Genomic DNA, 14005 nt, shown 5'->3' on the forward strand with positions numbered 1-14005 from the left:
TTCCCTTGAAAAAGGAAAAAGAATTACTTAAGAATTGTGGAAATTGCTTGCTTGTAGACTAGTTGTTGCTTACCATGAACCATCATAAGAACAGTAAATTTATCCGTTGTAAGGATCTGCCCACGTATGGGAACCCCATTCTTTAAAAATATAGTGATATCCCCTTTTTTCTCTTTTAATTGTTCATACAGATCTTGTTGTAAGTTATACATGAAATGCACCCCCTATTTTTATCTGCTTTTCTTTTAATACTTGCTACTATACAACAATCGTATCACATTTAAATTTAAATACCGCTCTAGGTACATATTTCACAAGAAATCTATCAAAAATATAAATAAAATGTCCATTTTACATGAAGTAGTACCCCTAAAAAGTAAAACTAAGTTCATGTTTTTTATAATTAGTAAAATAGACAGTTAAATATTCATATAAAAACCCCGTTATATCAGTACATACACATGATACAACGGGGTTTTATGGGTTTAACATTTTCTTAGTTTTGTTAAACTTATTTTATTGTCTTCATTTGTAATACTTTCTAAAAATCCTAAAATTAAAACAAAACTGAAACCAGTCTTGTTCGTTTAGCTGATAGAGCAATACCCTACATTTATAATAAGAGTAATTAGCCTCAAGAAATGTTAATTGCGTTTTTATAGAAGTTTTCAGCTTCATCACGAATTGCTTTCCAATCTTCAAAGGCCAATTCAAGTTCTAAAGCAGCAATGAACTCCTCTAAATTTTCGATATCATCAATATTATCTGCAAGTTCTTTTAAATCATAAGATATAGCGCTCCATATCCTATGGACTTTTCGAATAACAGGGAACACGAACTCTTTAGACTGAACCAAATTCATGACTGGAGCTACTAAATAGACAACTGTGTTTTGTGCGACAACGAAATCATTTGAGTCATGCAGTGATAAATATGACATCCGATGCGACCACGTTTGTACTGTTTCTTCGTATTTTTGAATTTCCGAATAAAATTCGGAGAGAGATATTGCCATAGATTGAGACTGTTGATAATATGTCTGTGCGTGATTAGATAAATCTTTACATATATTTATGAATTTGAATTTAGTATTTGGAGTTAATTTACCATTTTGAGCTTCAAATATTACTTGATTAAGATCATTATAATATTTAATAGAGATTAAATCTGCAAAGGCTACAATGTTTTGAGAAAGGATTAGTATGTCTTTATGTCCTCCATTGTCCCAGAACCTACATTTTTCTCTAACGTTTAACTTAGTTGCAATTGCTTCTTCAACTAATTCACGAAAAATAGAAGTTGTTATGAGTCTATCCCAATTATTTTTTACTTTCCCGTCGAGTATGAAATATATTCTTTCCCTGACTTGATCGATACTAGTTGGTGCTGAGATCCATCTGTTCAAATAATGCGCGAATGAACGCCATTCTTCTATTGTAAGGAGAAAAGGAGAGCTTTTCCCTCCTAATTCACGTGGAGAAAAGGCTAAATGGTTCATATGAACACCCCTCTAGATAATTTTGAGTTGTATTTACTTATTCTTTTTTAGAAAGATTCCATTAAACCATTTAAAACAGGATTATGTTTCTTGTAATTAGCAACAAGAGATCCTGCTAGTTCCATTCGGATTTTTGTAACTTTAGAAAGATCTGGCCCATTCTGTACTTTTATTGTCCAAGTTGTAAAAGGGTTTGGAATAAAGTAATCATAAGCAAATTCTTCTGCTATCGTTCCATCAGTAATAATCGTTGAACCTACATAGCTAAAACCTCGATTAAAGGGCTCTGTATTAAATTGAAACTTTTTATTTTTATAATCATCATAATAATGTCCCGAATTCGTAATCCGTATTTGCACTTTAGAAGTAGCGTCAACTCCATCTAACCAAATTCGCATTAATTTAAGCCGAACACGGTACTCATTTTCAAAAAATGAATCATTTAGGTTAATTTCCCAAGAAGCTTCTCTTGTCTCCTTCAGGGTTTCCAAAGCACTTGAATCTGTAATCTCTATTGTTCGATTTTGAAATGGTTGAGGTGGTGGATTAAACTGTTTTAAAGCCTCCATACAGTCCTTTTGTAATGTAGCAACATCCACTTTTAATTCTGATACATCTTTTAAAATATTAGGATTTACATCTGAATCGCGAAGAGCCCAATACTTATAAGCATGTTTATAATTTGCTAAAGCTACAAATAGAATTTGCTTCATATCTAAATATCGTTGATATAATTTTTGTTCCATTTCTTCGTTTTCAGATTCTTGCCCTTCAAGATTCTTAATATAATCTTTCAATCTCGCAAGATCTGCTTGATTAATATGTTTTTCTAGCAACAGACGAAATAGCTCTTGACTACAGCGAATGATAGTAACTTGATTCGAAGCAAGTGTTTGACCATAAACAGCTAGAATATCTAATGATAGTAGATACTCTCTAGCCCCCTCAACTTCTTTCTTAATAGCATCTTCTAAAGCAGCGGCTATTTTTAACTGAAATATTTTCCACGTTGCCTCTCCAGTTAGATCCTCTTTAGGAAGTTCCCACTCATTTTCTTGAATTTTTTTTAAGAGTTCTTCTGAGAAATCCATATCCGTAGATGCTTTTGATATCTCTGCAGTTAGTGCATATATTTTATTAATTAATTCAACTAATTCATTAAGTTTCTCCATACATTCTTTTAATGATTGCGCTAATGCAGCTAACTGACCTCCAGCTTCTATTACTTCTTTTAAACTGTTAATTATATCGATAATTTCTCCAGGTGCTGCAGTCCCTCCTGTAGCAATTATCGATCCTATAGATTCTGCAAAATTGAGAACAGCGGTCAACATTTTAAAAGCCATTTTCATTTGTTGTTCATAATGATACTTTTTAAGCCCATACTCAAAATCAATTTTAGCTATTGTTACAGCATGTTGCTGTTTTTCGAATTGTTGCAAAGATGATTCAACAGCATTTTGAGCACTTCTCAGATTATCTTTTGCTTGATTAATTAGTGTTTCTTTAAATAACAATGTATCTTGTTCATGCTGGAGCATAAGAATAGCTGCTGCTTTTCGATCTGCAATTGCTAGGTTTCTATCTAAGTAACGGTGATATTGTTCCTCAAACTGTTGTGCTGCCGCCAAGAAAGCAGCAATTTCATCCCTATAAAGATCTTTATCCAGAAGTGGAACAAACGTATTCTCACCATGGTTAGCAGTTAAAATGGTAAGTAACGCAGTACTTTGTATACACAATGAACTTAAATCTTTATATTGAGCTGTAAAAGCTTTCAACCAGTTTAACTGATCAGCTGCAATATCCGGTTGAAATTCATAAAATAGACAAGCTACTTGGAAAACAGACGTAAATAGTTTTGGGAATTGAGGTGTAGGAACTACATACGTAATTTCTTCTTGGGTGAATGTACCATCTTTATCGGACAAACGTACGCCTTTATTTCTCAGTTCTATTGGGTATGGCGATGGGGAACTTTGATTGTAGATAGGAATAGCATGTAACGTTCCAGAAAGCTCAAGTCCATAAATCGTCAATTGTGCGAGCTTACTTCCATCTTTGTAATCTAGTCGAATCTCTGCTTTTCCATCTGATTCAATTTCCACACGCCTTGTTCGGATAACTAGTTGCATATCTCTTAAAGTACAGCTAAATTTATCAGGAATTCGAACAACATCTGCAAAAATCGAAATCATATTTGGTGTTAGTTGATTTTCCTCAATAAACTTATATACTTCACCTAAATCAACAAATAAACTGCGAATTTCATATTTTGTTTTCGTAGTACTTGAGTAAAAAATTCCTGGGATATGTTGATTATTCAATAACTCTTCATATAGTTGTTTATAATCCACTTTATGGGCTAACATGTATTTCCCCCATCTACATAAAATTAGGGACAAAAGAAGTTAAATATTACACAAGTGAAAATTCAATCTCTGTTTCTTTAGCTCCTTTTCCCCCTACATTAACGGTTAAGTTTTTTGTTGTACTCGCTCATTTGTTATACTTACGTAATAAAGATTATTTATTTGAGATAACACATAGTTATGTTCTAGTTGCTCCGGCCTATTAATTTCTTTCAATGTCCTCATAATTATGCAATATATTGATCAACTATAAATCCTACATCTGCATTAATTCGGAAATCATCGGCTTGTTTACCTACTTTTACCCATTGCATAATTGCTAATTCAATTCCAAGGTCGGCAAATTCCGGATCATCATGAATATCTTTCATTGTAATATTTGAAAGTGTTAAAAGATCAGTATGAAGAGAATACCAAATCGCCTTGATTTTATTAATTACAGGAAGAGCTTCCTCAATTTGTTTTTGGGTTTTATCTGTTCCAACATCTGCCTTATCGAGTAAAGACATTAAATAAACATTTCGCTGTATAGTTGCACATGTTGCTTCGATTTTTTGTCTTGTAGCATCAATTTTAGCCTGTAACATTTTCCCTTTCGTACTTTCGAGAATTTCCTTTAAAACAAAACCAAAAATAGGACCAAGCAATAAAGATAACCAAACTTCCTCTTCGAAATCCTCTAAATCTTCTATATATTCTTCTAATTCTTCCCGCAACTTTTCGACTTCCGCTCTAAGTCTTATTTCTTCTTCGCTATTTTTTCCATACAATGCATCATATTTATCTTTAACATTTATTAAGTTTTTATAATCGGTTGCTGTATCATTAGCGAACTGTTCAACGGTCTTCGCTAATGTTTCGGCATGGTCACTGAAATCTTTTGCTTCAGTCGCTAACTTTTTACAAATTTTCTGGAATTTTTCTAAGGCCACAGTATCACCTTCTAAAATATCCGGTAAATATACAAGTAAGGGTGCATAGAAAACTTCCGCTCTTCTTGAATAATTAACAATTTGACTCGCAACATCAAGAATTTCTCTGTAGGTAGTATCGTTCCAGTTTTTACAATGTCCTTTAATGCTTGAATTAACCGTATACAGCTCTCCGAAATCTGGAAGCTCCGCTGTGTTTTCTAACGCTAAAGCTTTACGCATCTCATTAACATTTACAGGTAAATATGCACCATCACCGGTGTATTTTTGAATTTTAATCCATTCATCTTTTTTTAGTAAAAAAGGAGTATCCTCCTTACCTCCAAGATCTCTTGCTGAAATATCTCTTTTTACCATAACAATACACCCTTTCTATTTTATAAAATGAAATTATATTATTGTTCGCACTCCTTCTATAGCAACAAATACCTCCAATATTTCGAACTTCAAACTGTACATAGTAAAGTAGAATACAAGTTCAACAATCAATCCATCTCCCTTAATTTGGTTATTTTGATACCCATTCAGTATAATTTACAAACTCCTAATCTAGAATTGAGAAATATATTTTTTAGTGTAATTTCTAGCCTGTCCCCTCAATTTTTAAATGGCATATATTCCGTATTAGAGAACGCTATATTAAGAATATAAAATATACTATAAGTCCGTTTTATTTTTATATTTAAGTGGTATGTGAAGCGAATAGCTAATAGGGAGCTAATCTAGAATTTCACTAAAAAAAGAACCAGATTATGACTGATTCAATTTAATGTACTTTCATGTTCTTTTATTACCTTATAAAATAAATTTTTCTTCAGTTCTACGATTTCCATAAACTTCACTTCTGGTATTTCTCCATTTTTGCATTTAGGTTGGATATCAAGGGATGCGGATTTTGATTCACAAGGTTCTATACCTCTTTATTTGCAATGTTTTGAATGTATACTTTTTTTGTTGATTTTGAGGATATCAGGAAATTTGGTGTGAGTTCAATGATTTAGGGGTATCGAAAGTAAACTTTTGGCTAAAAGTTTACATTGGAGTTTTGAATCATTTTATAACTAATTTTGTAATAAATTTCTCAATATAGATATACTTGTTAATTCCGGAATTAACATTCTAAATTATCAAAAAAATAATATATAATAAAAATATGATGGTTATCAATTTTGTTTACCCCCATGTTTAAAAGATAAGATCGTGTTTCACGATCTTATCTTTTTATTTGTAGATTTTTGATACAAAAAAAGGAATCCTTATAATATTATAAGGATTCTGCAACAGAAAATAACAAAATATAAACAATAAAAAGAATTACTTATATTATAGTTTACATAGTAATAATATAATATCGAGAAATACTTACATAAATCCAGTATGTATTAAGGGTACAGCCGAGATACGTGTATTAACTATACTAAATAAAACCATAGACCTTATAGTTCTTTAAGTAAGGCTTATGGTTTTTTATTTATCTTCAAATAAATTATAACTATATTGATTTTTCAGAGTATTTAAAGTATTTTAAGGTGGGGGTGAATGAAGTGTACTAAGTACAGATAACAATTCTAAGTACATTGTTAATTGCTTAAGTATTGGGGGGATATTGTGAAAGTAGAACAGGTCATTTTGTCAAACGGAAAGACGCGATATATGCTAGTCGATAAGGATGGAGAGCCTATTCAACCTGTTCTTCATTATTTACGGTTCAAAGATAATAGTAATGCTGCACGAAATACCTTACGGTCTTATTGCTTTCATCTGAAATTATTTTTTGAATTTCTAGAGCAAGAAAAATTGGATTACCGTGAGATTGGTATTGATCAGATGGCATCCTTTATGGGGTGGCTACAAAATCCATATGGGAACAATAAAGTAGTATCTATTTCCATTTCGCCCCTACCAAGAAAGCCAAGAACAATTAATACTGTTTTAGCTACTGTAACAGGGTTTTACGATTATTTAATGCGTCATGAGGATTATTCTATTCAATTATCAGAACGCCTAAAAAAACAAATAACCGGCTCTCGTAGAAATTTTAAAGATTTCTTATATCATATTAACAAAGATAAAAAATTCACAGCTCATATTCTCAAAGCTAAAGTACCAAAAGAAAAACCGAAGGTTATTTCTAAAGAACAAGTTACAAAACTAATTTTCTCCTGCTCAAACATACGTGATCGCTTTCTTATCCAATTATTATGGGAAAGTTCTATGCGAATCGGTGAAGCTCTTTCCCTGTGGCTTGAGGATTTCAAAGTTGATGCAAGAAAGATTCATATTTGTGATCGTGGCGAACTTGAAAATTTCGCGGAAATTAAAACTGTATATAGTCCAAGAATAATTGATGTATCTGAAGAATTAATGGATCTTTATTTTGAATATATAGCTGAAATACATACAGATGAAGTAGATACTAACCACGTTTTTATTAAGTTATCAGGAGAGAATAAGCACCGCCCTTTAGAGTATACGGATATTGTATCTTTATTTAATCGATTAAAACAGAAAACAGCTATCCATGTAACACCTCATATGCTTCGCCATACTTCACTGACCGAATTACGAAAAGCTGGATGGAAAGATGAACATTTGATGAAACGTGCGGGACATGCCCATATTCAAACCACAATTCAAATGTATGTTCATCCAAGTGATGATGATCTAAGAAAAGATTGGGAACGTGCACAAGAGAGAATGAAGATAAATTCACAGAAAGGTGATAGTTAGAAATGAGTATAATGGGAGCAGCAATCGTAAAGGAAAAGCAGGAAGAAATCAACGATTTCTTAATAGGCTATTGGGAAAATGATATATGGAGTGCCGATTATTCAGCCTTTGATGAGTTTCGACAAACCATCTGGGATAAGACATATAAAAAAATTGATTTTTCTTGTTTTAAATCCAAGATTAAAGCTGAAATAAAGTTTTTTATTTTAAATCGTTTGAAGGTCGATGATGTACGTTTATATCAGACGGTAATTAAACGATATGCAGCATCATTCAAACACATTGCAGAGTTATTAAATCAGTTCTATCCCTATATCAAAAGTATTATTGATATAGATTTAAACAGAGCAATAATTCAACTTCGTTCTATGTTAGTTCAAAAAGGATTAAAAATTCGAGAGGATGGCTCACTTACCAAGTATGAAACCTTCTTAAAAGTGATTTATTTATTTTATAAAGATTATTATGATGAACGTGATGAGTTTGAAAAAGACATTTGGGATATCAGGAAAATAGCAAAGTCAAAAGTGGTTGAACATGAAGCACATTATCTATTAAATTTTACAGCTATTCCAAGCCCGTTTCGTAACATGATTAAACGTTACATCAAGTTTCGAATTCAGTATGTATCTCACGGACAAAGTTGCCTTGATATTCGTTCTATCAGTCTTTTTTTAAATTTTATATATGAAAAATATCCAAACTGGAATGATCTATCCTTATTATCTCGCAAGGATATGGAAAATTACCGAGACTGGCAGAGGATAGAACAAGAACTGCATCAAAAAGCACAACGGAATTATTTAATAACTCTACGAGTTTTTTTGGAAACCATAGAAAAATTACAATATATAGAATCTCCTAAAATACCAGCATCTTTACTATTATTTAAGGAAGATATTCCCCAACTTCCAAGACGTACTGAAAACGATATTAAATATATCCCGGAGGGAATCCTTCAACAATTAGAAAGCCATTTAGAGCACCTTACTCCTAAAGAATATATTCCCGTAGTAATATTACTTCGAGCAACTGGTTGGCGTATCTCTGATATTCTCACCCTTCATTATGATACCTGTTTAGAACAAACAGCACAGGGCTGGTATTTGTGTGGTGATATTATGAAAACACAAGTCTTAAATCATCGTGTACCTATTACAGACGATGTAGCAGCTATTGTACAAACAGTAATAGAGTGTATGAAGAAAAAAAGCAACCTGGACAATAATCCAAAAAAATTCTTATTTGTTCGGCTTTCTGGTAAACGAAAAGGTCGTCCGCCAGAATCTCGTAGAATTCAAAATAGTTTAAATAAGCTTGCCAAGTCGAAAAATATTATTGATGAGAAAGGAAACGTGTTCCATTTTAAGAGCCACGCCTTCAGGCATACTAAAGGAGTTGAATTGATTAATAATGGAATGAATATCTTACATGTCCAAAAATGGTTAGCCCATGCTTCACCGGAAATGACTCTTACCTATGCGAAAATATTAGATACAACACTAAGAAAATCATGGGAAGACGCTACAGCAAAAGGTTTATTTCGAATAAATGATTTTGGCAAACCAGTAAAAGTACATCCTTCGGATATTGAAAATGAAGATATAATTGAATGGGAATATATTCGTTCGAATTTAGATGCAGTCAGGATGCCACTGGGTTATTGTACAAAACCGATTAAACAGCCTTGCCCTACGCAATCCGATCCCTGTTTATCTTGTCGTAATTTATGTACAACTCCAGAGTTTGCAAGAGAATATGAACGTCAAATAAAAGATACAGAGGCCGTTATAGAACGTGGGAAGACTATAAATCGTCCTGTATGGATAGAAAAGAATCAGGAGAAATTAGAGCGTTTAAAACCAATATATGAACTTCTAATACAAGGTAAAATTCATCATAAAGCTGGAAAAAAGGGACGAGAATATGATCGAGAGGAATTTAGTGTATATGGCCACAAATAACTATAAAAATACCAAAGGTATTAAAGACTTCTCAAAACTCAAAAGTGAATTAACTTTAACTAAAGTCAATCAAGCTATTCAAATGTTAATAAAAAATAAAGAAAAAATTAATTTTAATAGCGTTTCAACGACAGCCGGAGTATCAAAATCATACCTATATAATCATTTAGATATCCGTGAACGTATAAATAAACTTCGTGAGCAACAACAAGGCCTATCTTCTCCTAAGCAAGTTAAACGCGAAATAACCGATACCAATAAAGATATATTACTCGCCGCTAAAAACAAACGTATTAAACAATTGGAGGACGAAAATAAAAAATTAAAAGAAGAAATGATGCGCCTACGAGGTAAGATTTATGAAGGATAATTTACCTTACGTTGAATATATGTATTCAACGTAAGGACCCTATCAAATTAGGGTTTAAATTTTCTTAGTTAAGATAATATACGAAAATAGTTCATAGTCTTACTTTATTTCCAATTATAGACTATTGAGCTTATATGATGACCCCTAATAGAAGATCTAACCTTCAGAGCTGATTTCATTAATACACTGCACTTCTCCCGCATAATTACAATCTGGTTCAATTGTCCAATTTGGATGTCCCCATCCCTCATTTCCGTTAGTTGGATGTTTGAGGTACAATTGGATTTCCATTGTTGGATCATCACATTGAAAAACTGCAAAAATCTCATACTTTTGGGCATCATGACATGCTTTACAATCTGCTAAATCGCATGTGTGTTTAAGTGGTTCGGGTAGAACAATTTCTACGGGCTTTCCTACTATACGAAATTTAGTGACATGATATTCACTTCTGTTAATACCATAAACACGGTAGGGTCTGTCATCAGTAATTTCATTATTAGGCTGTAACTTTAAACTGATTCCACCATTAAATTTTAGTCGATTTGAGTTGTCTTTGTTCATAACATACCATCCTTTTAAATTTGTCTTTACAGGTATATTATGAACAGAACTTACTATAAATATCCTTTAAGGGGAGCAATTAGGCATAGAATTAAATGTAGACTATTGATTATGTATTTTGTTTTTTATTAAACATTACGGTACGTGAAATTATATATTCCCCTTGCAAAAAAGCCCCTTGAAAGGAGCACTTATTTTACAAGATATTGTTCTACTTCTTTTAGTAATAGTTCTGCACCTTCTAGACTTAATGTTATCTTGCCATTTGCTAATGCTATGTTCCGATTTGACACTTCTCCTGTTAATGCACAAACATGACCAGGCTGATACTTCTGTAAAATGATGTCTTCCCCTTCTACAAAAATCTCTAATGGTGATTTTTCTTTAATCCCAAGCGTATTTCTAAGTTCCTTTGGAATTACTATACGCCCTAATTCATCCACTTTTCTAGTTACTCCGGTTGCTTTCATCCAGCATATTTCCCCATTTCATTATCAATTTGTACCCAAGTTATTCTTTACTATTGTAACAGGCTTTCTCCATACACGAGAAACATAATGATCCAAAAACTAACGATCATAACCAGAATTTCTTTAAACCTTTGCTGAAAGGAAATACGCCCTTCTTCCATTATACATGCCCCTTTTCTCTACAACTTTTTATATGTAAAATATAGAGGAAAGAAACCTGCCAATTTCTTTCCCAGACGGTCACTCATGACTTTGCTCTTTGTTTGCTTTTGCAAATGAAGAGCTTTTATTTTGCATACTTATACTTACTTTCTAACATCGCATAGCGCAATAGCTTTAACTTTGTCTCTTTTTTCAATGCTTTCCACTCAGATACACCAATTTTCATTTTTCATTCCTCCAATAATTAAATTTGTTATTTATATAGCTTATAAGTTCCAGTTGTAAATCTTTCTAATTTGTTTATCGCTAAACCCTTCATGGACAGCGAAGATTTCTGGAAAATCAGAGATACACAAATCAATAATTGTATTATCAGTTGTTCTTATATAGTAATATTGAACAGCTCCCTCATAATTCGAATATAAATAGTATTTATGAATTTTATAAGTTAATCCATTTTTCTCTAATACCTCATAAAGCTTATTTTTAGTTTCATCCATTACGTCAAAAATAGTTAACTGCTCCATCATTAACAGCTCCTCATTGCGTAAATTTACTAAACTAACTCTAAGAACAAGGTTGTTTCATTATGTTCATTGGTATGCACATTGAACTGTTTTCCCGTAGCTTCTAATGCACTAAAAAGCATTCTTTTATATCCTAGATCCATAAAATCTACACTTATTTGACCATGATTCATAATAAATTGAAGATCAGCCATCATCTTTTTAACTTTCCGTTCCATGTAATAACCTCCTCAATAAAGTTATATAACTAATATAACTATTCTATTACTCATTTTTCTGGTTGTCAATATAAGTTATATAACTTATAATATTTTTTATAGAGGAGGTTGTTATATGGCTGTTAATAAAGACAAGTACACTCAAATTTTAGTTACTTTTACAAAAGAACAAGTGGAACAAATAGAAAATTATTGGCATGAAAATAAGCTGAAGAATCGAAACGAAGCAATTCGTCAGATCGTAGACAAAGGGTTAAGTCGTAAATAATGACTACCCTTTTTATTATTCCTGAAAAACCTAAAAACGCATGTAAAGTCCGTTTCTCCCTTTACATGCGTTTTTATAGAAAATATGACTTATTGTATTCATAAACCCATCAAAATCTCATACAACAAAATCTGAAGAGTCATTTTTTAGTTAAACTGATTTTTTTCATGTATTCTTTAAACAAATGAAAAAAGAGCCGGATTTTCATCACAGCTCATGTATTAATTGGTTCTGTATGTGTACATGTAGGATATTGAGAACAACCAAAGAACTTATTTCCTGTTTTATTTGAATTACGAATCACTAAATCATGTTTACATGTTGGACATTTCCGTTCTGCAGGTGTTACCCCTTGATACACATCTTCAGCCGAATATTCGGGATTAATTTTATTAATCAATTTCTGAAGTTCTACACGATCTATTAGTTTCACATTACAAGCTTCCGCTAATTCTTTTGCTTGTCTTGTATATACACTGGTTGTTACAACCCAGCCTTCGTGTGCTTTGTAATAAGCTTGTGCTGCATATATCTCTTGTACGGCACTGATGCCGACTCTATTTTTCATCCCGTAGCGTTTCGCCTGGATTACAATACGATTTTTCCCCTTCAATACCAGATCCGCTCCGAAATCATTTGACTGCTTTGTGACTGTTGGAGAATAACCCAACTCTCGAAAGAGAGCTTTTAGATATACCTCGAATTGATGTCCGTCCATTTTGTCTATATAGCGAATACCGGACTTAGCCATTCGCTTCAGTATTCTTCGCTCCCGAAACTTTCGGTACATAAATTTACAAATACGGAAAAGAACATAAAGGATAAAACCATAAATCAAAATTTGTAATATGTTTGGCATTTTTGGTAGATTAGACACTTCTTTCCACCTCTTTAATTGGTTTTACTTTCTTTGGTTGTGCTGTTTCTTTTACCTGTTGCTCACTCACTTGTTTCTTCCGGACATCGTTCCAATCTTCTTTTTCATTCTTTGGAATATCCGCTTTAAGATCTACAAAGCATTTCATCGTTTGAATGAAGTCTCTCCCAGCCTTATCATTATCAACTGCCATAATGACCTCTTTAATATCGTGCCCTTCTTTTTTCGCATCCATTAAAGATTCAATCACTGTTTTGGACTTCAAACCATGCATAGAAACCAGGCGAGCGTTTTGGATATTATTTTGTTTAATGCTCCAATGAGATAACATGTCGATTGGATCTTCATAAAAATAGATCTTATCCGGCTTACCCACATCAACCGTAAAACCTGCATTGATTTTTTCATAATTCGGGACGATTTGTTTAAAGCTGCCTCTTTTATTCTCCATTTTCACAGTGCCTTGACGGTTCATTCCAATTACTTGCCCTTTGCCACCTTCTTCTCTCCATTTGAACACGACATTGTTTTTCTTATCCTGGACGATAAGATCCTTTTTAATCAGCCAGTTCACCAGGCGAGGATCTATTTTCCGCTCATCAATTAAGTATTGCTTGATTTCTGTTTGTTTCGACACCTCTAAGTGTTTTGGATAACTAAAAGGCTGCTGCTCTTTTTTGCGCTCCTCTTCAGCTTTTGAACGATCAAACTCTTTGTAGTCACCCTTCTGAATGTCCATCACAGCTTGTGGGAATGTCATGTCATAGTACATCATCGCAAAGCTAATCGCTCCATATCCTTTTTCCCCTCGGCTATTCCAGGCGTACTGATTTCCTTTAATGATGAGACTATCATGTTCCGTATGACGATAATAGTTACCTTCTTTCTTAAACGTTTCTCCTTTTGCTTCCAGATATGAAATCAAGTCAACGTTTCTTGCTTTCATCGCATCCTCCGCACTGACATATGCCATTACGGAATCCCCCCTTTACTCTATAAAATGAAATAAAAAAGAGGACTATTCCGTTTCCTAGTCCTCTTTTGCTACTTATA

The 14005-nt window shown here is 32.9% G+C and carries 14 protein-coding genes and 1 pseudogene; 4 read left to right on the forward strand and 11 right to left on the reverse strand.

Annotated features, from left to right (window positions below; genetic code table 11):
* Positions 1–23 precede the first annotated feature (23 nt).
* From hfq to MHB52_RS34480, 5 genes and pseudogenes are all read right to left on the reverse strand, one after another.
* Positions 24–212, reverse strand: a complete 189-nt coding sequence (gene hfq, locus MHB52_RS34460) for an RNA chaperone Hfq (protein WP_061664307.1) — start codon at positions 210–212, stop codon at positions 24–26.
* 422 nt (positions 213–634) lie between these two features.
* On the reverse strand, positions 635–1498 hold the full coding sequence (locus MHB52_RS34465) for a hypothetical protein (protein ID WP_061664308.1): 864 nt from the start codon (positions 1496–1498) through the stop codon (positions 635–637).
* Positions 1499–1545: 47 nt separating this feature from the next.
* Positions 1546–3870 carry a hypothetical protein gene (locus tag MHB52_RS34470; RefSeq protein WP_061664309.1) on the reverse strand — a complete coding sequence of 775 codons (2325 nt, stop codon included), beginning with the start codon at positions 3868–3870 and terminating at the stop codon, positions 1546–1548.
* Between the two features lie 227 nt (positions 3871–4097).
* Positions 4098–5159: an alpha-xenorhabdolysin family binary toxin subunit A gene (locus MHB52_RS34475; RefSeq protein ID WP_061664310.1), complete on the reverse strand. Its 1062-nt coding sequence runs from the start codon at positions 5157–5159 to the stop codon at positions 4098–4100.
* Positions 5160–5563: 404 nt separating this feature from the next.
* Positions 5564–5674 (reverse strand): annotated as a pseudogene (locus tag MHB52_RS34480) (recombinase family protein); the annotation flags it as partial.
* A gap of 736 nt (positions 5675–6410) precedes the next feature.
* Between MHB52_RS34480 and MHB52_RS34485 the strand changes: the two are divergent.
* Genes MHB52_RS34485 through MHB52_RS34495 form a run of 3 tightly spaced genes read left to right on the forward strand, consistent with a single transcriptional unit; the run spans position 6411 to position 9866 of the window.
* Positions 6411–7532: a tyrosine-type recombinase/integrase gene (locus tag MHB52_RS34485; RefSeq protein ID WP_000862013.1), complete on the forward strand. Its 1122-nt coding sequence runs from the start codon at positions 6411–6413 to the stop codon at positions 7530–7532.
* A gap of 2 nt (positions 7533–7534) precedes the next feature.
* Complete coding sequence (locus tag MHB52_RS34490; RefSeq protein ID WP_061664311.1) at positions 7535–9496, forward strand: tyrosine-type recombinase/integrase; 1962 nt, start codon at positions 7535–7537, stop codon at positions 9494–9496.
* Positions 9483–9866: a DUF6262 family protein gene (locus MHB52_RS34495; RefSeq protein ID WP_000224740.1), complete on the forward strand. Its 384-nt coding sequence runs from the start codon at positions 9483–9485 to the stop codon at positions 9864–9866. Before MHB52_RS34490 ends, MHB52_RS34495 begins: the two co-directional genes overlap by 14 nt.
* 156 nt (positions 9867–10022) lie before the next feature.
* On the opposite strand, the gene MHB52_RS34500 is transcribed toward MHB52_RS34495, so the two are convergent.
* The 4 genes from MHB52_RS34500 to MHB52_RS34515 form a co-directional block, all read right to left on the reverse strand.
* Positions 10023–10430 carry a hypothetical protein gene (locus MHB52_RS34500; RefSeq protein WP_061664312.1) on the reverse strand — a complete coding sequence of 136 codons (408 nt, stop codon included), beginning with the start codon at positions 10428–10430 and terminating at the stop codon, positions 10023–10025.
* Positions 10431–10621: 191 nt separating this feature from the next.
* Positions 10622–10900, reverse strand: a complete 279-nt coding sequence (locus tag MHB52_RS34505; RefSeq protein ID WP_061664313.1) for an AbrB/MazE/SpoVT family DNA-binding domain-containing protein — start codon at positions 10898–10900, stop codon at positions 10622–10624.
* A 428-nt stretch (positions 10901–11328) separates the two neighbouring features.
* Positions 11329–11592, reverse strand: coding sequence for a hypothetical protein (locus tag MHB52_RS34510; protein WP_061664314.1), 264 nt, complete (start codon positions 11590–11592; stop codon positions 11329–11331).
* Between the two features lie 26 nt (positions 11593–11618).
* Positions 11619–11807, reverse strand: coding sequence for a hypothetical protein (locus tag MHB52_RS34515; RefSeq protein ID WP_002090003.1), 189 nt, complete (start codon positions 11805–11807; stop codon positions 11619–11621).
* A 115-nt stretch (positions 11808–11922) separates the two neighbouring features.
* On the opposite strand from MHB52_RS34515, the gene MHB52_RS34520 reads away from it, so the two are divergent.
* A complete protein-coding gene (locus MHB52_RS34520) occupies positions 11923–12075 on the forward strand; it encodes a hypothetical protein (RefSeq protein WP_000290205.1) in 153 nt (50 codons plus the stop codon).
* A 214-nt stretch (positions 12076–12289) separates the two neighbouring features.
* On the opposite strand, the gene MHB52_RS34525 is transcribed toward MHB52_RS34520, so the two are convergent.
* Together MHB52_RS34525 and MHB52_RS34530 are read right to left on the reverse strand one after the other, a co-directional pair.
* A complete protein-coding gene (locus MHB52_RS34525) occupies positions 12290–12952 on the reverse strand; it encodes a restriction endonuclease (RefSeq protein ID WP_061664315.1) in 663 nt (220 codons plus the stop codon).
* Complete coding sequence (locus tag MHB52_RS34530; protein ID WP_061664316.1) at positions 12945–13925, reverse strand: DUF3991 and TOPRIM domain-containing protein; 981 nt, start codon at positions 13923–13925, stop codon at positions 12945–12947. The genes MHB52_RS34525 and MHB52_RS34530 overlap by 8 nt, the downstream gene beginning before the upstream one ends.
* Positions 13926–14005 lie beyond the last annotated feature (80 nt).

It is taken from the genome of Bacillus sp. FSL K6-0073, from assembly GCF_038006085.1.
Taxonomy (GTDB): domain Bacteria; phylum Bacillota; class Bacilli; order Bacillales; family Bacillaceae_G; genus Bacillus_A; species Bacillus_A cereus.

What these genes read in the sequence shown, in the direction of transcription:
- hfq (WP_061664307.1), bottom strand. Translation starts at nt 212, where the DNA reads ATGTATAACTTACAACAAGATCTGTATGAACAATTAAAAGAGAAAAAA.
- MHB52_RS34465 (WP_061664308.1), bottom strand. Translation starts at nt 1,498, where the DNA reads ATGAACCATTTAGCCTTTTCTCCACGTGAATTAGGAGGGAAAAGCTCT.
- MHB52_RS34470 (WP_061664309.1), bottom strand. Translation starts at nt 3,870, where the DNA reads ATGTTAGCCCATAAAGTGGATTATAAACAACTATATGAAGAGTTATTG.
- MHB52_RS34475 (WP_061664310.1), bottom strand. Translation starts at nt 5,159, where the DNA reads ATGGTAAAAAGAGATATTTCAGCAAGAGATCTTGGAGGTAAGGAGGAT.
- MHB52_RS34490 (WP_061664311.1), top strand. Translation starts at nt 7,535, where the DNA reads ATGAGTATAATGGGAGCAGCAATCGTAAAGGAAAAGCAGGAAGAAATC.
- MHB52_RS34495 (WP_000224740.1), top strand. Translation starts at nt 9,483, where the DNA reads ATGGCCACAAATAACTATAAAAATACCAAAGGTATTAAAGACTTCTCA.
- MHB52_RS34500 (WP_061664312.1), bottom strand. Translation starts at nt 10,430, where the DNA reads ATGAACAAAGACAACTCAAATCGACTAAAATTTAATGGTGGAATCAGT.
- MHB52_RS34505 (WP_061664313.1), bottom strand. Translation starts at nt 10,900, where the DNA reads ATGAAAGCAACCGGAGTAACTAGAAAAGTGGATGAATTAGGGCGTATA.
- MHB52_RS34510 (WP_061664314.1), bottom strand. Translation starts at nt 11,592, where the DNA reads ATGATGGAGCAGTTAACTATTTTTGACGTAATGGATGAAACTAAAAAT.
- MHB52_RS34515 (WP_002090003.1), bottom strand. Translation starts at nt 11,807, where the DNA reads ATGGAACGGAAAGTTAAAAAGATGATGGCTGATCTTCAATTTATTATG.
- MHB52_RS34520 (WP_000290205.1), top strand. Translation starts at nt 11,923, where the DNA reads ATGGCTGTTAATAAAGACAAGTACACTCAAATTTTAGTTACTTTTACA.
- MHB52_RS34530 (WP_061664316.1), bottom strand. Translation starts at nt 13,925, where the DNA reads ATGGCATATGTCAGTGCGGAGGATGCGATGAAAGCAAGAAACGTTGAC.